Raw genomic sequence first — 20,399 nt, forward strand, 5'->3', positions numbered from 1 at the left:
TTAGATGTGATTCTAGGTTTTATCCGACACAGCGGTGTAATCATATTTCCCATTCACCGAATACCAAGCCAGCAAGTCTTCGCTCGGCATTGCACGTGCATAGAGCCAACCCTGGGCAAATTCAACGCCATGAGCCTTCAGAAAACTGGCCTGCTCCTGTGTCTCTACGCCTTCGGCAACGACTTGCAACTCCAACTCGCGCGCCAAATGAATCATGGCTCTCAGCAGCTTCTGCCCCCTGGATGCATTCGCGATATCCTGCACAAAAACCCGATCCAGCTTTAACACAGTTAAAGGTAAATCCTTTAGCCGCGACAGCGATGAATAGCCGGTTCCAAAGTCATCCAAATGGATGCCAAATTTCAAATGTCGAATCTGACTGATCAATTCCAGAAAATGCGGGTCATTACTCATAAAGCAACTTTCCGTCAATTCGAAATCAAGCAATCCTCCGGCAATTGTTTGGGCCTCATGTAACTTAGGGAGCAGCTCTGGATCACGCAATTGCTGCACACTAATGTTAATTGCAATCCGCATCGGGCAACCCCTTGCGCTCCACATTGCAGCATTGCTCGCCGCAGTCGAGATGATCCAGTGTCCAAGAGCGATGATTAATCCGTTGGATTCGCAGCGGGGAATAAACTGGTCGGGTCTGATACTGCCGGCTTCAGAATGCGTCCAACGAATTAAGGCTTCCACCGCATTACAGCTTCCGTCTCTTAAGTCCACCTTGGGTTGGTAATGCAAGGTGAACTCACTCCTGTCAAAAGCCAAGCGAAGGTTGTGATCCAACCAATGAAGGTACTGACTCTTTTTGACTAACTCCTCGCTAAATCTACAGTACGCAGGTTCGCCCAGTTGCTCCGCTTCCGTCAGCGCAGTGTATGCATTGCGAATCACGTCAGCCAAAGAAACACCATCGTCAGGATAGGTAGAAGAACCAATGGAAACTTGAACCATAATGGCTGCATCTTCCAGTTGAAATGGGGTCTTCATTCTCTCAATGATTCGATTGGCGAAGCTGGCAAGTATTGCATCATCAATATCACCAGTTGCCACGATGGAAAAACGCATTCCCAATGATTTTCCAAGTTGGTATCCAGGAGGCAGAATTTCTTTCAGAGCGTTTACAAATTCGGCCACGATGGCATTACCGTACTGCATACCAAAATTGCTGTAAACCTGAGAATAATTCCGGAAAAATATTCCAATGATTGCAAATGGCGTTCCAGCTGCAGTCAACTCTTCGGCCCACTCTAACTGCCGCTGCCTGCTCGGCAACCCTGTGTCCGGATCCGTATAGAGCATCTTCTTGATGACATCTTTGGACTCATTGAGCGCATTGACCGTTGAAATAATCTTTTCTCTGGATTGCGCGAAGCCGACGGCAAAAATCATCATGCCGACAGTGGTAAATGGCACCGCTAACAGTTGGTCCAAATGCTCGGCGCTAATGTCACTTCCAGGTAAACGAAGCGGTATATACAGAAGTGGATACGTGAAAAATGCTATCCCGATGAGGCAGTAGTTGCCCAAGGGATCTGCGAGGTGCTTGGTCAGCGCCTTGACACCACAAGCTGTTGTGAGTAGTACGATAACGACGTCAACGGCAATGCTTAGGTCATGGCTAACGTAAGCCGCGATCGCAGCGCCAAACAGGGTAAAACCAACAAAATTTCGCTCACGTTTCCAACTTTGCCCCAATGCTTTCGCACTGTACGCGAAACCAATGAGTAAAAGGGCGACGCCTATCAGGCAAGGCACTGCGGTAGTTAAATCGGTGAAATCGCCTTTTATCTCAATTGCGCCCCAAAATACAGAACCTGTCCATGCAAACGCTCCAATTGCCATGGAAGCCGCAAGAATTCTATACCCGCGTATATTCCACCTGCGATTCTCTCTCCAATAGATCCACGCTAGCGCAGCACAAAAGGCGCTACACGAAATAGCAACGCCATCAAAAAATGTTAGGCCGTGATTGTGCATTGGTATGATTTCGGTTCGCACTGCAGAGGGAGCCATCAGACATGAATTTCATAACTTGCTTCCATTGAGCGAATAGATTCTAGTCTTGTGAAACGCTAAGCGTCAATTCAAATCAACTCTATGCGCAGTCAATTGCGTCTGCATTGGATGGCGCAACTCGGTGGGCTAGTGCAGAGTGGCGGGTCCAAGGATAGAAAAAGTGGTAGGGACGACTTGCAAGCATGCATGGTGATGGCCAGATTCGACCGCGCTATTCCCAGCTTAGGGTTTTGCGGGTCGGGCGCTTGCCCTTGGCAGGATGAGATTGACCGCTCTTAAGGATAGCTCTAAAATAATCGACACGACATGCCACGTTGCGGGAGTATCTCATTATGCGGATGAACGTACCAGTCACCCAACAAGAATTTGATTACCCGCGAGACCAGATGCTGGTGTCCACTACCGACACCCGCGGCATCATCACCCATTGCAATCGCGCCTTTGTGACCGTCAGCGGATACGACTACGACGAGCTGATCGGACAAAACCATAATTTGATTCGACACCCAGACATGCCCGCGGCTGCCTTCAAAGACTTATGGTCTACCGTTGGACGTGGCCATCCCTGGACTGGCATCGTAAAAAACCGCAGCAAAAACGGCGACCACTACTGGGTAGAAGCCAACGTTGTGCCTATCATGGACAATGGCAAACCTATAGGCTATATGTCTGTGAGGGTCAAGCCGACCAGGGCGCAGATAGATGCCGCAGCAGCCCTCTATGCGCAGATAAATGCAGCTGGCACATCCAAGAAAATGCCGTTTTATCTCAAAGGCGGGCACCTACGTTACCACGGGCTGCGTGGACTGGCCGGGTATGCCAGAAATGTCTCACTGACGGCTCGTTTAGGAATGGCACTGAGCATGATGATCGTGCTTAGCATGCTGCCGCAATTTCTCAATATTGAAAGCTTCACCCGCGTAGCCCTACAACTAGGCGTGCTAATACTAGGGGCCGGCCTGGTTATCTTTTGGTTCGATCGGAACTTTGCGGCCGCGATTAAAGACGCCGCCCGGTTAGCCGATGACCTTGCGGGTTGCAACCTGACAAGCGCGGTTAAGTCTGGTCATCCACCACCAATAGGTACGCTGATACGCAGTCTCAAGCAGATCCAGATCAACCTGCAAGCGGTGGTGGGTGATGTGCGTACCGAAATATCTAGCTTTACCCGTGCCACCTCCGAAATCGCTACGGGCGCGATAGACCTGTCGGCACGCACAGAATCGCAAGCGAGTAGTCTGGAAGAGACTGCCGCCTCGATGGAGGAACTCTCGAGTACTGTCAGGCACACGGCCGATACCGCGCTGGAAGTCTCTGCTGAAAGCGCGCGCAGCACCGATGTTGCCCTACGTGGCAGCGCTGCGGTTCACAAAGTTGGCATTGCGATGCAGGCGATAGACGCCACTAGTATCAAAGTGCGCGACATTATCGGTGTCATCGAGGGAATTGCCTTTCAAACCAATATCCTCGCGTTGAATGCGGCGGTTGAAGCGGCGCGAGCCGGCGAGCAAGGTCGAGGCTTTGCCGTGGTCGCCTCGGAAGTACGGGCGCTGGCGCAACGCAGTGCCACTGCCGCCAAAGAGATTCGCGAACTGATCGCCACCTCGGCCGAGCAAATCACCGAGGGTACGCAACAGATGACAAGTGCCGGCGCGACTATTGACGAGATGGTGGAATCCGTGCGCGAAGTTGGGAAACTGATCCATGTCATCACGAATGCAACCAAGGAGCAAGCTATAGGCATAGCGCAAGTTAACGAGGCAGTGACAGAGTTAGACAATGTGACCCAACAAAACGCCGCCTTGGTAGAAGACTCGGCAGCCTCAGCCAAAGGCTTAGATCAAAGCGGGGTGATGCTGACAAGAGCGGCCCAAGTGTTCCATCTGCCATGAGCCCTAGTAAGCAGACTTCCTATGCCAATGAAAGCGCCTGTAAAATTTACTTATCGGTAGTTGCTGGTATTTTCAATGGCACAGGCATCAAACCCGATGCCCGTTCGTATCACTGCACTCTCAGTTAAAATAGCGGCATGAGTAAAGCCCTGTCCTGTCGCCCCCTTTGTGCCGCCTGCTGTATCGCGCCCTCCATCACCAGCCCCATCCCCGGCATGCCCAATGGCAAACCGGCTGGCGTGCCATGCATACAATTGATGGAAGATTTACGCTGCGCCATCTTTGGACAGCCCGAACGCCCGGCCTGCTGCTCAGGTTTACAGGCCTCGGCCGAGATGTGCGGCGAGGACAGAATTTATGCCTTGCATTGGTTGCATGAGCTGGAAATCGCGACCCGCCCCTGAACCGGCACCAATTAAGCTTTATTGATACTCCCTCCTGTATATTTCTAATGCGCATATCCTATATGCGCAAACACGCTATTTATATAAAAATTTAGGGGAGTATATGAATTTTCGATTGAATTTTTGCTAGTTAGTGGTGCGGTATATTTGAAGTATGAGAATTCACCAGCCCTTGCACCATGACTACTTTAAAATAGCGTTTGCCCCGACTTTTAAGCCCGTCCATGTTCAAACTTACCGCCCTGCTGCTGCCCTTCATATTTTGGTCCTTACCCGTTAGCGCGCAAACCGAGTTACCAATGGCTGTCGATGCCGCCTTAAAAAAAGCCAACATCGCCACCGGCAATCTCAGCCTGATGGTGTTGCCTGCAACTGGTGGCAACCCGGTATTGAGCCAGTATGCCGAGCGCGCGATGAACCCGGCCTCCACCATGAAACTATTAACGACTCAGGTGGCGCTGGATGAACTGGGACCGAATTTTCGCTGGAAAACCCAGATTCTCGCTGACACCGCCGTCAAGCAAGAAGTCTTGTCCGGCAAGCTGTATCTACGCGGTGGTGGCGACCCGAATCTGACCTGGGATAAGCTGGCAATCATGCTGCGCAAACTGCGCCAGCAAGGTCTGCGAAAAATCGAAGGCGATATCGTGCTAGACCGCAGCTATTTACAACCAACGCGGCCCGATCTGAATACCAGCTGGTTTGACGAGGCCCCCGATGCTTATTACAACGTGGTGCCGGACGCCCTGCTAGTCCATAGCAATATCATCGCTTTCGCACTGGAAGCGGACGCTAGCAAGCTCAGTGTGCGCTTGATGACGCCGCTGGATAAAATAACGATCAACAACCGCCTGCAACTCAATAACAAGCCCTGCGCCGATTGGGAAAAAACCTGGTTGCCGCCGACCATAGAAAGTGGCCAGGCGCAGCAAATCGAAATCACTTTAAATGGTAGTTTTCCACGCCGCTGCGAGAAAACCACCTATCTAAATCTGTTAGATCGCAATCTCTACATCGCGCATATGCTGCGTTTATTGTGGCAAGAAATGGGGGGTATTTGGCAAGGTCAGGCGGTCGACGGCGTCACTCCGGCTAGTGCTATTTTGCTGGGCGAGCGCCAGTCTGACACGCTGGCCGACACGCTACGCATCATCAATAAATATTCAGATAACAGCATGGCGCGTTTATTGTATATGACGCTGGGCGCGGAATCAGTCGCTGCGAATACCTACCCCGATCACCTACAAGCGGCGCAAGCACGGGTGCGTAGCTGGTTAGCGTTGAAGGGGATTAACGATCAAGCTTTGGTCCTGGAAAACGGCTCGGGTTTATCCCGCATAGAGCGTGTCAGCGCCGCGCAACTGGCCTCTGTATTACAAGTGGCAGCGCGCAGCAATTGGTATCCGGAATTTGCCAGCAGCTTACCTATCGTTGCGCTCGATGGCACCATGCGCAAACGCCTGAAGACCGGCTTAAACGGCGGCAACGCCAGAATTAAAACTGGCAGCATCAAGGATGCCATTTCTATCGCTGGCTATGTGCGTGATGTGCATGAGCTCAATTGGATCGTAGTTGGCATCATCAACGGGGAAAATGCCGGCAAGGGCCGTCCGGCCTTAGACGAGCTGATCGCCTGGGTGGCCGCAGGCCAGCCATAACAAACTTAACGAACTTTAGAGGGATCGGACAGGGCTGGCGGCACCGGTTCTTCTACCTCATCAGGCGGATTAGTGCGGCTCCGAAATAGCGCTGCACGTGCCAGCATGATGGTCGTTACCGGCACCGTCAGTGACAGCAAAATAATGATCAGCCAGGCATGCAGCGCCAGGCTTTGTTCGAGCGCCGAAAAATAGATGATGGTGGCCAGAGTCACGCACCAGGAGGCGATGGTAAACGTCATTGCCGGCGGGTGCATGCGCATGAAAAAATTCTTAAAACGCAGCAGCCCTATCGCAGCCGTCAGCGTAAACACACCACTGGCCAGCAACAGCAAGGCCACCGGTATTTCTACCCATAAAGAGAGTGCTTGCGGCTGTATCATTCGATCACCTCACCACGCAATAAAAACTTGGCCATCGCGGTAGAACTGACGAAGCCAAACAATGCAATCAAGAGCGCTGCCTCGAAGTACATCGCGCTGCGATAGCGTATCGCCAGTACCATCAAGATCAACATCGCGATGGTGCAGATCACGTCCATCGCCAACACCCGGTCTTGTGAGGCCGGACCACGTATCATGCGCAGCAGACACAGGGCCATCGCTGCCACATATAAACCCAGAGTAGTGGCAATGGCAACAAACAAAAATGTACTCATTCGAAAATCTCCTGCAATGGGCGCTCGTAGCGCGACTTGATTAAGGCTATTTCGACCTCGATGTTGTCGACCTCAAACATGTGCACCAGCAAGGCGCTGCGATCAAGTGCCAGCTCAGACCAGATGGTGCCGGGGATCACCGACATGATGGCCGCTAACACGGCCAGGCCATTGGGGTCGCGCAACTCTAAAGGCACGATCACAAAGTCGCCTTCAGGCAATTGATCGCTGCGCGCCAGCGTGCCGCGCAGTACACGCCAATTCCAGATCAAGACGTCATAGCCGACTTGCCAGAACAGGCGCAACGCCACGCCTGGTTTCTTGAAACTGACCGCCGTTGGCCGCAAGGAGGCGGTCAGCAATGGTGCCAGCACTCCGACCAACACGGCCAGCAAGCATTGTCCCAGACTAAAGGCATTATTCAGCAACAGCCACATGGCAATTAAAGCCAGACTCAGAACCGGTGCCGGCAGCAGTCGCGCTAAGCATCTTTTGAACAGAGCAGGGATCATGGATTAATCTCATCGGGAGCCGCCAGCAAGCGCTCGGCATTGGTCTTAGTTGGCACCGGCTGGGTGCTCAAGACGGCGGTAATATAGGCTTGCGGCTGATACAGTAAAGCGGCGGTGGCGCGTGCATACTGAATGAGTGCTTCGGCATGTATAGTCATGCTCACGCAGACCGCCACCAGCAGCATGATAGGGGCGAATTCGACCACTCTGAGCACCGGTGCGCTACGCCCTAACGGTGTCCAGAAAAAACGCATGCCGGTACGCGACAGCGCGATCAAGGCAAATAATCCTGAGATGATCAGCAGACTTAAGAATATCCAGGCCGCAGGCGACACCGGAGTCAGCTTATCGGCGCTCTGCAATAGCGCCGTCAACATCGCAAATTTTCCGACAAAGCCGGACAGCGGCGGCAAACCTGCCAGCAACAAACTGCAACACACAAAAGCCAGACCTAATAAGGCAGTCGAGGCCGGAATCGCCCGGCCCACCAGGATATCTTCATCTTGATCGAGATTGCAATCACGCTCACGGCTGTAGGCGATTTCTTGTTCCACCAAAGCGAAGGGTAGCCGGTCTTCTTCATCTTCCGGCGCGCGCTGTAGCGCTGGGTCTGGATTGCGCGAGCGCTCCATCAATTCGGCTAACAAGAAAAAAGCAGCGACCGCAAACGTCGAGCTAGGCAAATAATATAAAGCCCCTGCCGTCAACGCCGGGTTAGCAAAACCGAGTACGCTCATCAAGGTGCCAGCCGAGACGATCACCGCAAAGGCAGCCAGACGCGCCGGTCTTTGCGCACTGAGCATGCCGATAGCACCGAAAGCCAGCGTCAGCATACCGCCCCACAGCAACCAGCCATTGCCAAAGCCTGCCGATGCGCCAGCTTCGGCCGAAAACAGTAAGGTAGACAGACGCAACAGCACGTAAATCCCGACCTTGGTCAACAGGGCAAACACGGCAGCGGCCGGGGCACTGGCCGCGCTATACGCCGGCACCAGCCAAAAATTCAGCGGCCATAGCGCCGCCTTGGCCAGAAAAGCCACCGCCAGGATGGCGCAACCAGCATGCAGCAAGGCCCTGTCGGCACTCGCCACCGCAGGTATTTTTGCTGCCAGATCGGCCATATTCAAAGTGCCGGAGACGCCATAGATTAGGGCCGCACCCACCAAAAATAGCGAGGATGCAGCCAAGTTAATGCCAAGATAATGCAGACCCGCCCTGACCCGCGCCGGACCGCTGCCATGCAAGAGCAAGCCATAAGAAGCCGCTAGCATGACTTCAAAAAACACAAATAGATTGAACAAATCACCGGTCAAAAAAGCGCCATTTAAACCCATAATCTGAAACTGCAGCAGCACATGAAAATGCGCGCCCGCCTTATGCCAGCGTGCCACCGAGAATAACAAGGCGACCAGAGCGACGATGCCTGCCACCACCAACATCAGCGCCGACAAATGATCCAGCACCAGCACAATCCCAAACGGCACATCCCAATTAGATGGCAGATACACGCCGAAGCCTTGCGGCTGCGCCTTGTCGATCGCCACGCTGAGCATTAAAAACACTGCCACCGCCAAATTGCAAACGGTCGCTAGCAGCGACAGCAAGACCTTGCGTTTATGCCGCTTTTCGCCCAGCATCAGCAATAAGCTAGCCGCGATCAAAGGCACTAGGATAGGTGCCATGGTCAGATGCGGCATCAACGCAGCATTCGCCATCAAGGCCCATTGATTGAGTACGGCCATCATGGCTGCTGCTCCGGCAGCTCAGGATCCGCGGTAGCATCCACATGATCGTTACCAAAAAAACCGCGCTGCGCCAGCATCACGACCAGAAATAAAGCCGTCATCGCAAAGCCGATCACGATCGCGGTTAGCACTAGTGCTTGCGGCATAGGATCGATGTAATGTTGTAGCGTGGTCGGCACGCCAGCTTCCAGTACCGGTTCTTTATCCACCGCTAAGCGCCCCATGCTAAAGATAAACAGGTTGACACCATAGCCCAATAAAGACAAACCGATGATGACTTGATACGTGCGCGCTCTGAGTAGTAGCCAGACCCCGCAACTGGTAAGTATGCCGATAGCACAGGCCATGACGATTTCCATTAGGCGGTCCCTCCGGCTTTGGATATAAATGTTTGATTGGCCGCGTCGAATTGCGCCTCGGCTTGTGCTTCGGCTTCTGCTTCGGCTGCGCGCAATTTTCCGCGCTGTCCGCGCACCGCCTGATGGCCCAGAGCGGTCAGTATCAACAAAGTCGCCCCCACCACCAGACTAAACACGCCTATATCGTAAAACAAGGCGCTGGCAATATGGATATCGCCCAACAAAGGTAAATGCAGATGCGCAGTGTGCGTGGTCAGGAAAGGATAGCCAAAGAAAAAGGACCCCAGCCCGGTCGTGGTCGCCGTCAGCAAACCAAAAGCAATCCAGCGTTGCGGCCTTAATCGTATATTCGCCTCTACCCACTGTGTGCCTGAGACTATGTATTGCAGAATAAACCCGGTAGACAAAACCAGCCCGGCGACAAAACCGCCGCCCGGTTGATTGTGGCCGCGCATAAATAAATGCACGGCAATCAGCAGCGAGATCGGCAGCAGCAAGCGCACCAGTACGGCAGGCACCAGCAGGTAACCGCTAGCGGTGTCGGTCGCAGTATTGGCATGCACCAGATCGGTGGCGATATCAGCCGCTAATAATCGTTGCTGCAGCGGCAGCTCCATACTCTCGGGTGCCGGGCGAAAGCGCCGCAGTAGCGCGTACACGGTCAGCGCGACGATACCCAACACCGAGATTTCACCCAGAGTATCGAGACCGCGAAAATCTACCAGCATGACGTTGACCACATTGGTACCAAAACCTTCGGGCAAGGCACGTTCCAGGAAAAACGGCGAGATACTTTGCGGAAAATCGCGGCTCATCATGGCATACGACAGCATCGTCATGCCGCCGCCCGCTATCAGCGCCAGCATCAGGTCGCGCCCGCGCCGCCCCATGCGTTTGGCCTTAGTGGGCAAACTCTCGCTCTTGCCTTCGACCGCCGCTAACGCCGCAAGTCGCTTCGGCAGCCAGCGCAGCCCTAGCAAGATCAACACTGTCGTGACAGTCTCTACCGATAACTGGGTCAGAGCCAGATCAGGTGCCGAGAACCAGGCAAAAGTAATCACCGTACAAAGACCGGCGACACCCATCAATGCCAGCGCCGTCAGTCTATGAAATTTGGTGGCCCAGACACAGGCCAGTGCCGCGCTGCCACCAATCAGCCAGAGTAATGCGAAGATAGGCGAAAACGGCAAGAGCGTGCGTGCGCCTGGCTTGAGGGCCAAGCCCTGCGTGGCGAGCACAGCCGCAATCAGCACTACTCCAACCAACAGCGACAACTGCGTTTGCAAACGACGGCTAGAGAGCAGCCGCAACAGCTTACGCGCGCCATTGGTCAAAGCTGCCAGCGTGGTTTGAAACAATTGCTGGCCATTGAGCAAACCCAGTAAAGGGGTACGGCTAAACCGTTCGCGCCTCAGTGCACCGCGCAATCCGCAGTACAAAGCAATACCACCGGCCAGCGCCACCAGACTCATCATCAAAGGCAGATTAAAACCATGCCACAGCGCCAGATCGAAGTCTGGCAGTTGGCCTCCGACTACCGGCGTAGCGGCGGTCTCCAGCACAGCATGCATAGTCCATTGCGGCAAAGTACCGACCACAAGACAGGCCAGCACCAGTAACTCAACCGGCACCCGCATCCAATGTGGCGGTTCATGCGGATGGCGCGGCAACGCAGCGCTAGTATCGGGGCCGAAGAAAACATCGACCGTAAAGCGCAAGGAATACACCACACTAAAGATACCCGCCAACACGGCCGCCGCCGGCAACAGCACTTGAAACCAGGGCACACTAGTGACGAAGACCGCCTCGGTAAAAAACATTTCTTTGGAGATAAAACCATTAAGCAAAGGCACCCCGGCCATGGCCGCACTAGCCACCATGGCCAGAGTGGCGGTCACCGGCATAGAGCGCATCAAACCACTGAGGCGGCCGATGTCGCGGGTGCCGGTTTCGTGATCGATAATGCCCACCGCCATAAATAAAGAAGCTTTAAAAGTGGCGTGGTTCATGATGTGGAACACTGCTGCCACCGCTGCCAGCGGGCTATTCAAACCTAATAATGTCGTGATCAGACCCAGGTGCGAGATGGTCGAGTAAGCCAGCACCCCCTTCAGGTCCTTTTGAAAAATTGCCACAAAGCCGCCTAGCAATAAAGTAATCAAACCCGAACCGGTGACGATCCAAAACCATTCTTCACTACCCGCCAGCACTGGCCACAAGCGTGCCAGCAAGAACACTCCGGCCTTCACCATGGTGGCCGAGTGCAGATAAGCGGACACTGGGGTCGGCGCTGCCATCGCATTCGGTAGCCAGAAGTGAAACGGAAACTGCGCACTCTTAGTCAGCGCGCCCAGCAGCACCAGCAGCAAGGCCACCAAGTAAAGCGGATGGGCGCGCACCTGCGCACCTGAGGCTAGCACCACATCGAGATCATAACTGCCGACGATATGCCCCAAGACCAGCACGCCGGCTAGCAAGCATAGGCCGCCGGCACCCGTTACGGTCAAGGCCATGCGCGCACCGCGCCGCGCATCCATGCGGTGGTACCAGTAACCAATCAGCAAAAAAGAAAACAGGCTAGTGAGTTCCCAAAACAGCACCAGTTGCACCAGATTACCGGACAACACCACGCCGCTCATGGCTCCCATGAAGGCCAGCAAGAACGAAAAAAAGCGCGGTACCGGATCGGATGGCGACATGTAATAGCGCGCATACAGCACCACCAAAGCGCCCATCCCCAGCACTAACAATGAAAACATCCAGGCGAAGCCATCCATGCGCAGTACAAAATTTAGACCCAGCGAGGGCAACCAGCTAAACTCTTGCCGTATCACGCCACCAGCGGCCACCTCCGGGAAATATAGCGCTGCCTGCACCACGCAAAACAGCGCGACCAGTCCAGCCAGCGTCGACTCCGCATTGCGCGCATTACTAGGTAGAAAAGCTGCGATCAGGCTAGCCAAAAACGGCAAAGCCACCAGGCTAAGTAGCCCAAAATGCTGAAAAAAACTAAGATAGCTCGCCAACTCTAGCGTCATGGGAAATTAATTAGTTTAGTTGAGGTGAGTGTTTGATGTACGTGCACGCTGCATAGGCATCATAGGCACCATAGGCAGCGCTGCGAAGAAATCGCTACCTAGCGATATCTAGGCCAGCCGCGCAGACTGAGCAAACTTGGTCCACCGCCAGGATAGAAAGTTCCTCGCTCGCGAAGTATTCCTTATTTAGTGCATTATCACAAGTGCATTTCATCGTTGGCCACGCTCACTAAGCTCACTAAGCTCACTAAGCTCACTAAGCTCACTAAGCTCACTAAGCTTACTAAGCCAGACCTGAACGATACCGCTTGTGCGTTTGCGTTCTCACTCCAGACGCGCCGACATTAGCTGCGCCAATAGTCGCCCCAAGGTTTGTATGCCCAGCTCCAATTCTTTATCCCAGGGGCGGCCAATATTCATACGCATAAAGTGCGCGTACTTAGCCGAATTCGAAAACATCACGCCCGGCGTAAAAGCAATACCCTCGGCCACTGCCAGCCGCAACAAAGCCAGGCTATCGATCTTCTCTGGCAGTTGCAGCCACAACCACCAGCCGCCAGCTGGACTGACCACTTGCGTGCCCGCCGGAAAATAGCGCTGTACCGCCGCCAGCACCAGCGGAATACTCGACACCAGTCGCTCGCGTAATTTCCGCAGATGCGATGGCAGTGCGCCCGAATCCAAAAATTCGGCTAACACCGCCTGCTCAAACAAGGGTGTGACCAACGAGTTACTCAATTTTAATGCAGCGATACGGTTGTGATAACGACCGCCCGCGATCCAGCCGAGGCGAAACGCCGGAGCCATACTCTTACTACACGAACCGCAATAAATGACATGTCCATGCCTATCCCAGGCCTTGACTGGTTGCGGCCGCTCGCCCTGATGCGAGAGATCGCCAAACACATCGTCCTCGATCAGCGCAATATCATATTGCTCGACCAGCTTGAGCAAGCGGCGCTTATTTTTCTCACTCATGGCGCAACCCAGAGGGTTCTGAAAATTTGGCATCGCCACGATCGCCTTGACTCCAGCATGATGCTCTAGCGCATATTCGAGCGCTTCCAGGCTGATGCCCAGACCTGGCACACAGGGCACCTCCAGCGCTTTCAAGCCCAGGTTCTCTATCATTTGCAGCAAACCGAAGTACACCGGCGACTCCACGATCACCGCGTCGCCCGCTTGTGCCACCGCGCGCAAAGCCACGCTCAAGGCTTCGGTACTGCCATTGGTGATGAGCAAATCCGGCGCTTGCAGATCAACCCCAAAGCTAGCCAAATGATGGATCAAGGCTGTTTTTAAGGCAGGCAAGCCGCTACCGGTTGGGTACAGTCCTATGGCTTGCGCATCCTTACGCAGTAAGCGCTGACCGATCTTGGCCAAGCTCGCGCACGGATACCAGGCCGGCGCCGCACTGGCCAGATGTAGCCCAAGATGCAGAGGTTGTGAGGTAAGCGCGTACAACTGCATCATGCGATGCTGATGCGACATCAGCTTATCGTATTCCACCGGTGCAGGGCTGCTGCCGTTACGCACCTGCGGCGTCTGCGGCGTCATGAGATGGCTGCGGCTGGCGTTCTGCGCCTTCCAGTCGGCTACATACATGCCAGACTTGGAGCGTGCTTCGACCAGGCCCAAAGACTCCAGATAGCGGTAGCAGCGGATCACAGTCGAGGCGCTCATGCTATGCGTGGCGGCATAGGCCCGCACCGACGGCAGCCGTTCGCCCACCTGGTAATCACCGGCCTTGATCGCATGCATCAATTGATCTGCCAACTGACGATAACTGTGCTGCATTACAGATTCAGATTTTTTCATCTGTATAGCATAAGCTAATTGATAACTGTAGGCAAATCGCCCGCTTGCCTGCTCTACACTAGAGGCATGACTACTCCACTCCCCCTCTCCTCGTCCGCCAGCGCTTCTGCTGACAGTTCTTTACTCAGTCCAAGCACCTGGCGTCAGGCACATGATGTTTTTCCGGCAGTGCTGGCCGGTTTCATCGCAGTGTTGATCTCGTATGCCGGGCCTATGCTATTAATTTTGCAGGCAGGTCAGGCCGCCAAACTGAGCCAGGTGCAAATGGCATCCTGGGTCTGGGCCATCTCTATCGGTGCCGGCGTCTGCAGCGTCTGGCTGAGCTGGCGTCATAAGATACCGGTGATCTGCGCCTGGAACACGCCCGGCGCAGCCTTGCTGGTCGGCGCCCTGGCTACCGTACCGTATAACCAGGCCATCGGCGCGTATCTGTTTGCGGCGGCGGCAATGTGGCTGGTCGGCGTGAGCGGCGTATTTGAACGCCTGATGGCGGTAATCCCCAAGAGCCTGTGCGCAGCGATGCTGGCCGGTATCCTATTTAAGTTTGGGGTAGAAGTGTTTGCCGGTGCGCGGAGCACGGTGGTTGGCGCACCTTTACTGGTGGCGGCGATGTTTGTCGGCTATCTATTTTTCAAGCGCAGTTCGGCACGCTATGCCATCGTCCTGACTCTACTACTGGGAATCGCACTATGGCTAGGTCTGGGTTGGGGCGATACTGCCAGCGCGCTGAACAGCGCAAATGGCGCGAACAACAAGCTCATGCATTTTTCCTTAACCCAGCCGGTCTGGACCACACCCGATTTTTCACTCAGCGCCATCATCAGCATAGGCCTACCCTTAGCGCTACTCTGCCTAACCGGACAACAGGTACCGGGCGTGGCCGTACTGCGTGCCGCCAACTATGTCGCCCCGGTTAGCAAGCTAGTCAGCAGCACTGGACTGGCCAGCCTGATCACTGCCCCGTTCGGCTCGCATGGCGTCAATCTGGCAGCGATCACGGCAGCCATCTGTACCGGCCCGGAAGCCCATCATCAGCCCGAAAAACGCTGGCTGGCGGGCGTCGCTTGCGGTGTCTTTTACCTGTTAATCGGCAGCTTTGCCGGCTCGCTGACCGACAGCTTCATGCACCTACCACCAGCACTGATCGCCAGCGTAGCTGGGCTGGCCTTACTCGGCGCGATCCAGAATGGCTTAGTCAATGCCATGAGCGTAGCCAGTGAAAGAGAGGCTGCCTTACTGACCTTTATCGTCACCGCCTCGAATGTGACTTTGCTAGGACTGGGCTCAGCCTGCTGGGGCATAGGCATAGGTTTGCTGAGTTATTTTGTGCTGCGACCAAAAGCAAGCTAAACCCAGGCGCGACAGCAGGCCTGGTTGAAAATCAAAATAAGCACCCGGCCACTGCGCATATCCCATGCGGGCTGCAGGCCGGTGTGCTTGAAGAAGCGCATGAAATATGCGCGCTGGCAAGGGTGACATTGAAATTTCCTGCGAAGCACTCTGTCATTCAAACATACGATTTCTACGCAGAACTCGGAATAATTGATAAGATCAAAACCTTAGTTAGGCTTTTAACATTAAGGATATCCGTGAATTATCGATTGAAACGTCTCTGGCCACTACCATTACTTATCGCTGGCTGCTTTGTTTCATACTGGTTTTGGCCGAAAACCATAGGAGTTATCTGCACCGTCTTTACTGTATTTTTATTCTTTCCGCTGTTACTTATTTCTCTTATCGATGTTTGGCGCGCGGCGCAATTTAAGCGACAGCCAGCCTTTTTTGAAATGAATACCACATCATCCGGCTCGCGATTTCCCTCCCCTGTCGCGAACGCTTTCGATCGCATTGTCGCTATTATTATCGACCTCGACAGCCTCGGTTTTATCATCACAATGATCGCGGGCCTCGGACTCTGCGGCTATGTCATGTTTACTTGGTTTCTGCACTTAATCAGGCATGCTCAATACCTCAGCGCCAGCAGCATTGCGGTATTTGGCGCGATCATAATCACCGCCGCTGTTGCAAGAATCCCTAGCGCATTGATTGTCCTATTTGGCGCTACCACTATTTGCGGCACGGCCTTTCTTATGGGCTACGGAAATACCTTGCTTCCTTAGATACTCAAGGACAGCAGCCCCTACTCAGCATGAAATCTACACCCGGCCACTACGCATATCCCATGCGGCTCGCAGGCCAGTGTGCTTGAAGAAGCGCATGGAATATGCGCGCTGGCAGAGCTCACTTTTTAAAATTCTAGACGATAGGCAAACTGCTCACCGGTTTAATCTCTTCCATGCAGATCATCGAGCGCAAGGTGGCTACGCCCGGTACTTGCATCAGACTATCGGTTAAAAACTGCGACAGGCTTTTTAAGTCTGGGGCGACTACCTTCAGCAGATAATCAAAATCGCCGGAAATCGTGTGGCACTCTATGATGTCGGGGAAGGCCATGATATTGCGCTCCACCTCGCGCACGTTGCGAAACTGCTCGCGATCCAGCGACAGACTGACAAAGGCCATCACCGCCAGACCGATAGAGGCGGCCGATACCTGCGCCACATAGCCACGTATCACGCCCTGCTCTTCCAGGCTACGAACCCTGCGTAAAGTCTGCGGAGCCGACAGGTGGATGCGCTCGGACAGCAGCAAATTACTCATGCGTCCGTCTTCTTGTAAATGCTTCAAGATATTCTTATCGTAGTTATCCATGCAATCTCCTTAAAAATCATATGTTTTATTAATTATACGATTAAAGAAATATAAATCCATACATAGAACAAAATAGAAATTTAATTTCATATTTTTACTAGATACCATCAAATTTTGAAATCTAATGTTTTTCCGCCAGCCTATACTTCTTATATCGCAGCAGATTCTTTACCCCGACTATTTGCACTAAGTCTGGGTTGGCGTTGCGGCGTTGCAGTACATCAAAAAACCCACGGAGATTATTATGGTGACGTTTATCGGCACACAAGAAATGCAAGCACACTTGACTAAAACCCGCCACGAGAACGCGATTGCGACTCTGTCCGGCATGATCAAGGAAGATTATTTGCGCTGGAATAGTTTTGACAAATGTGCGCGCGTCGCCAGCCACTCTGATGTAGGTGTGATCGAATTAATGCCGATTTCCGACGGCGTGCAATACTCGTTTAAATACGTCAACGGTCACCCAAAAAACACCCAGGCCGGCTTACTTACCGTCACCGCGTTTGGCGTATTGTCTGATGTGAATACGGGCTACCCGCGGGTTTTATCCGAATTAACCTTGACTACCGCACTGCGCACCGCAGCCACTTCGGTGCTGGCAGCGCAATATCTGGCGCGCAAAGACAGCCGTAGCATGGCCTTGATCGGTAATGGCGCGCAAAGCGAATTTCAGGCAATTGCCTTCCACTGCATCCTCGGTATCACAGAATTGCGCGTGTATGACGTTGATCCGGCTGCGACTGATAAACTGATCAACAATCTGCGTGCTTATCCAAACTTGCGTATCATACGTGCCGGCTCAACGGCTGAGGCAACTAAGGGTGCCGACATCATCACCACGGTGACCGCGGACAAGACCAATGCCTTGATCCTGCTGCCAGAAATGATTAGTCCTGGCACGCATATTAATGGTGTCGGTGGTGATTGCCCCGGTAAAACCGAGCTGCATCCGGCAATACTGGAAAATGCTCGCGTGATCGTTGAGTTTGAGCCGCAATCGCGCATAGAAGGCGAATTGCAGCAAATGCCGGCAGATTTTGTCGTCACAGAACTCTGGCGCGTGATAAACGGTAGCGCGGCCGGTCGCGAGAACGAACAGCAAGTGACGGTGTTTGATTCGGTAGGATTTGCGCTGGAAGATTTTTCTGCCATGCGTTACGTAGAAAAATACGTAGTACAAAAAGATTCGCGTATCTTGGATTTAATCCCAGAATTGCAAAATCCTAAAGACTTGTTCGGCATGGGGGTTGCTGCAGAAACCAGCAAACCTGTCAGTCAGGTAATCACAGAAAATGTCGTACCTATATCCGCTTAATACTTTAGATAGATTGAAACGCTAAAACAATGAAAACAATTTCCTTAATTGGAGCGCCAACCGATGTGGGCGCAAGTGTCAGAGGCGCGGGCATGGGCCCGGACGCATTACGTGTGGCTGGCTTGGTCGAGGCGTTACAAGCGCGCGCTTTGACGGTCATCGATCACGGCAATTTACATGGCCCCGCCAACCCTTGGCTGGAACCGGTGAATGGTTTGCGTCACCTGAAAGAAGCCATAGACTGGAATCAAGCGGTGTATAACGCCGTGGAAGCCGCCTTGGCAGCTGGTCAGATGCCTATGATGCTGGGTGGCGATCATTGTTTAGCGATAGGTTCTATCAGTGCGATTGCCAATCATTGCCGCAAGGTCGGCAAAAAACTGCGCGTATTGTGGTTTGACGCACATGCCGACAGCAATCTCTCGACGATTAGCCCTACCGGCAATATCCACGGCATGCCAGTAGCTTGTCTGATGGGTCATGGTCCGAAAGAGTTGATCAGTTACGGTGCTCACACGCCTGCCATGCTGCCTAGCGAGATTCGCCTGATCGGCATCCGCAGCGTCGATGAAGGCGAACGCCGCTTCATCCACGAGATGGGTATGCAAGTGTTTGATATGCGCTACATCGATGAACACGGCATGCGTGCGGTGATGACATCGGCGTTGGAAGGTCTGGATGCTGACACCCATTTGCACGTCAGCTTTGATCTCGATTGCCTCGATCCAGCGATTGCGCCTGGCGTAGGCACGGCAGTTTTGGGTGGTCCGACTTACCGTGAAGCACAACTCTGCATGGAAATGATCGCTGACACCGGCATGCTGGCATCGCTAGACGTGGTCGAACTTAATCCGGCACTCGATTTACGCAATCAGACTGCGGTCTTAGCGGTAGATTTGATAGAAAGTCTGTTTGGCAAATCGACCCTGGTCAGGCTGAAAGACTAAAGACATATTTGCTCTAATTTGCGGGTACGGCAAAGGCAAAAAGGCTGAGCTTAAGATGTTCAGCCTTTTTTTATGCCCAGCATTTACTTGTGCGGTTGGCTTATTCCGTTTCCAAATCTTTTGTGTTTAGGCGACGAGCCGAAGGCAACCACGACACGAATGATTTAGAAATGGAATTACAGCAGTACCAGATTATCTCTGTGTATCAATTCCGGTTCGACCACGAAACCCAATATCCCCAGGATTTCCGACGAGGCATGTCGCTTAATACGACGCGCATCGCTGCTAGTGTAATTGCTTAAGCCGCGCGCAATCGCCACGCCCGCTTCGTTGAAACAGGTAATCACCGCACCGCGGCCAAATTCGCCCTTGACTTCCAACACGCCGATAGGCAGTAAAGACTTGCCCTCGGCCGTCAGTTTTTGCACCGCACCGGCATCAAGCACAATCTGCCCTGCAGTTTGCAGATGATCCGCCATCCATTGCTTGCGCGCCGCCAATGGTGCCATTTGCGAGACCAATTGGGTGCCGATTGCCTCACCTTGCGCCAGTCGCACCAAAACATTGTCTTCTCTACCCCAGGCGATCACGGTATGGGTGCCAGAGCTGGCCCCGCGTTTAGCTGCCAGGATCTTGGTCAGCATGCCGCCACTCCCCAGACTGGAACCAGCACCACCGGCCATCGCCTCCAGCGCCGGATCGCCGGCCCTGGCTTCATGCACAAACTGCGCGTTGGGATCTTTACGCGGATCAGCCGTGTACAGGCCTTTTTGATCAGTCAAAATAATCAGGGCATCGGCCTCGATCAGATTCGCCACCAGCGCGCCCAGAGTATCGTTGTCGCCGAATTTAATCTCATCGGTAACCACGGTGTCGTTCTCGTTAATCACCGGCACAATGCCAAAACCCAGCAGCGTCACCAGGGTAGAGCGGGCGTTCAGGTAGCGTTCGCGGTCGGCCAGATCGGCGTGCGTCAACAAGATCTGCGCAGTTCCCAGGCCATGTGCACGAAAACTGGTTTCGTAAATCTGCGCCAAACCCATTTGTCCGACGGCCGCGCAGGCTTGTAATTCATGGATGCCGGTCGGGCGTTTCTCAAAACCTAGGCGCTGCCGCCCTTCGGCGATGGCACCGGAACTGACCAGTACCACTTCCTTGCCCATCTGGCGCAACTGGGCGATCTGGGCCGCCCATTTCTCGATCGCAACCCGGTCTAAGCCTTTACCGTCATTGGTAACCAGCGAGGAACCTACTTTAATAATCAGACGTTTGGCGTTTTGAATAACAGAATGCATAGAGTATAAAGAGATCAA

At 53.6% G+C, this 20,399-nt stretch carries 19 protein-coding genes; 9 read left to right on the top strand and 10 right to left on the bottom strand.

All coding sequences use genetic code 11. From position 1 onward, the window contains the following. Positions 1-12: 12 nt before the first annotated feature. On the bottom strand, positions 13-1,851 hold the full coding sequence (locus ACO0K8_RS18240) for a putative bifunctional diguanylate cyclase/phosphodiesterase (RefSeq protein ID WP_422948075.1): 1,839 nt from the start codon (positions 1,849-1,851) through the stop codon (positions 13-15). 255 nt (positions 1,852-2,106) lie between these two features. Between ACO0K8_RS18240 and ACO0K8_RS18245 the strand changes: the two genes are divergently transcribed. From ACO0K8_RS18245 to dacB, 5 genes are all read left to right on the top strand, one after another. Then, positions 2,107-2,304 (top strand): hypothetical protein, encoded by a 198-nt coding sequence (locus tag ACO0K8_RS18245; RefSeq protein ID WP_422948076.1) that lies wholly within the window; start codon positions 2,107-2,109, stop codon positions 2,302-2,304. A 53-nt stretch (positions 2,305-2,357) separates the two neighbouring features. Continuing rightward, on the top strand, positions 2,358-3,917 hold the full coding sequence (locus ACO0K8_RS18250) for a methyl-accepting chemotaxis protein (protein WP_422948077.1): 1,560 nt from the start codon (positions 2,358-2,360) through the stop codon (positions 3,915-3,917). Beyond that, complete coding sequence (locus ACO0K8_RS18255) at positions 3,914-4,045, top strand: hypothetical protein (protein WP_422948078.1); 132 nt, start codon at positions 3,914-3,916, stop codon at positions 4,043-4,045. Before ACO0K8_RS18250 ends, ACO0K8_RS18255 begins: the two co-directional genes overlap by 4 nt. Positions 4,046-4,054: 9 nt before the next feature. Next, complete coding sequence (locus ACO0K8_RS18260; protein ID WP_422948079.1) at positions 4,055-4,321, top strand: YkgJ family cysteine cluster protein; 267 nt, start codon at positions 4,055-4,057, stop codon at positions 4,319-4,321. A gap of 224 nt (positions 4,322-4,545) precedes the next feature. Further along, the gene (gene dacB / locus ACO0K8_RS18265) at positions 4,546-5,979 is read left to right on the top strand and encodes a D-alanyl-D-alanine carboxypeptidase/D-alanyl-D-alanine endopeptidase (protein ID WP_422948080.1); all 1,434 of its coding nucleotides are present in this window, start codon (positions 4,546-4,548) and stop codon (positions 5,977-5,979) included. Between the two features lie 5 nt (positions 5,980-5,984). Here the strand turns inward: dacB and ACO0K8_RS18270 are convergent, their stop codons facing one another. The 7 genes from ACO0K8_RS18270 to ACO0K8_RS18300 all read right to left on the bottom strand — a co-directional run bounded on the left by ACO0K8_RS18270 (position 5,985) and on the right by ACO0K8_RS18300 (position 14,109). Next, positions 5,985-6,362 carry a Na+/H+ antiporter subunit G gene (locus ACO0K8_RS18270; RefSeq protein WP_422948081.1) on the bottom strand — a complete coding sequence of 126 codons (378 nt, stop codon included), beginning with the start codon at positions 6,360-6,362 and terminating at the stop codon, positions 5,985-5,987. Continuing rightward, on the bottom strand, positions 6,359-6,637 hold the full coding sequence (locus ACO0K8_RS18275) for a K+/H+ antiporter subunit F (RefSeq protein ID WP_422948082.1): 279 nt from the start codon (positions 6,635-6,637) through the stop codon (positions 6,359-6,361). Before ACO0K8_RS18275 ends, ACO0K8_RS18270 begins: the two co-directional genes overlap by 4 nt. After that, a complete protein-coding gene (locus ACO0K8_RS18280; protein WP_422948083.1) occupies positions 6,634-7,149 on the bottom strand; it encodes a Na+/H+ antiporter subunit E in 516 nt (171 codons plus the stop codon). The genes ACO0K8_RS18275 and ACO0K8_RS18280 overlap by 4 nt, the downstream gene beginning before the upstream one ends. Continuing rightward, a complete protein-coding gene (locus tag ACO0K8_RS18285) occupies positions 7,146-8,894 on the bottom strand; it encodes a monovalent cation/H+ antiporter subunit D (protein ID WP_422948084.1) in 1,749 nt (582 codons plus the stop codon). The genes ACO0K8_RS18280 and ACO0K8_RS18285 overlap by 4 nt, the downstream gene beginning before the upstream one ends. Next, on the bottom strand, positions 8,891-9,253 hold the full coding sequence (locus ACO0K8_RS18290; RefSeq protein WP_422948085.1) for a Na+/H+ antiporter subunit C: 363 nt from the start codon (positions 9,251-9,253) through the stop codon (positions 8,891-8,893). Before ACO0K8_RS18290 ends, ACO0K8_RS18285 begins: the two co-directional genes overlap by 4 nt. After that, positions 9,253-12,291, bottom strand: a complete 3,039-nt coding sequence (locus ACO0K8_RS18295; protein ID WP_422948086.1) for a monovalent cation/H+ antiporter subunit A — start codon at positions 12,289-12,291, stop codon at positions 9,253-9,255. The genes ACO0K8_RS18290 and ACO0K8_RS18295 overlap by 1 nt, the downstream gene beginning before the upstream one ends. Positions 12,292-12,615: 324 nt before the next feature. Then, positions 12,616-14,109: a PLP-dependent aminotransferase family protein gene (locus ACO0K8_RS18300; protein WP_422948087.1), complete on the bottom strand. Its 1,494-nt coding sequence runs from the start codon at positions 14,107-14,109 to the stop codon at positions 12,616-12,618. Between the two features lie 66 nt (positions 14,110-14,175). On the opposite strand from ACO0K8_RS18300, the gene ACO0K8_RS18305 reads away from it, so the two are divergent. Further along, complete coding sequence (locus ACO0K8_RS18305) at positions 14,176-15,459, top strand: benzoate/H(+) symporter BenE family transporter (protein ID WP_422948088.1); 1,284 nt, start codon at positions 14,176-14,178, stop codon at positions 15,457-15,459. An 83-nt stretch (positions 15,460-15,542) separates the two neighbouring features. Then, entirely contained in the window at positions 15,543-16,229 is a 687-nt protein-coding gene (locus ACO0K8_RS18310) for a hypothetical protein (RefSeq protein WP_422948089.1), read from the top strand. A 136-nt stretch (positions 16,230-16,365) separates the two neighbouring features. Here ACO0K8_RS18310 and ACO0K8_RS18315 read toward each other — a convergent pair whose 3' ends face one another. Next, a complete protein-coding gene (locus ACO0K8_RS18315) occupies positions 16,366-16,821 on the bottom strand; it encodes an Lrp/AsnC family transcriptional regulator (RefSeq protein WP_422948090.1) in 456 nt (151 codons plus the stop codon). A 244-nt stretch (positions 16,822-17,065) separates the two neighbouring features. Here ACO0K8_RS18315 and ACO0K8_RS18320 point away from each other — a divergent pair, with 244 nt between their 5' ends. Beyond that, on the top strand, positions 17,066-18,139 hold the full coding sequence (locus tag ACO0K8_RS18320) for an ornithine cyclodeaminase (RefSeq protein ID WP_422948091.1): 1,074 nt from the start codon (positions 17,066-17,068) through the stop codon (positions 18,137-18,139). 29 nt (positions 18,140-18,168) lie between these two features. Beyond that, a complete protein-coding gene (rocF, locus tag ACO0K8_RS18325; RefSeq protein WP_422948092.1) occupies positions 18,169-19,086 on the top strand; it encodes an arginase in 918 nt (305 codons plus the stop codon). 176 nt (positions 19,087-19,262) lie between these two features. Here the strand turns inward: rocF and proB are convergent, their stop codons facing one another. Next, positions 19,263-20,381, bottom strand: a complete 1,119-nt coding sequence (gene proB, locus ACO0K8_RS18330) for a glutamate 5-kinase (protein WP_126128364.1) — start codon at positions 20,379-20,381, stop codon at positions 19,263-19,265. Between the last annotated feature and the right edge of the window lie 18 nt (positions 20,382-20,399).

Source organism: Undibacterium sp. Ren11W (assembly GCF_049340485.1).
Lineage (GTDB): Bacteria > Pseudomonadota > Gammaproteobacteria > Burkholderiales > Burkholderiaceae_D > Undibacterium.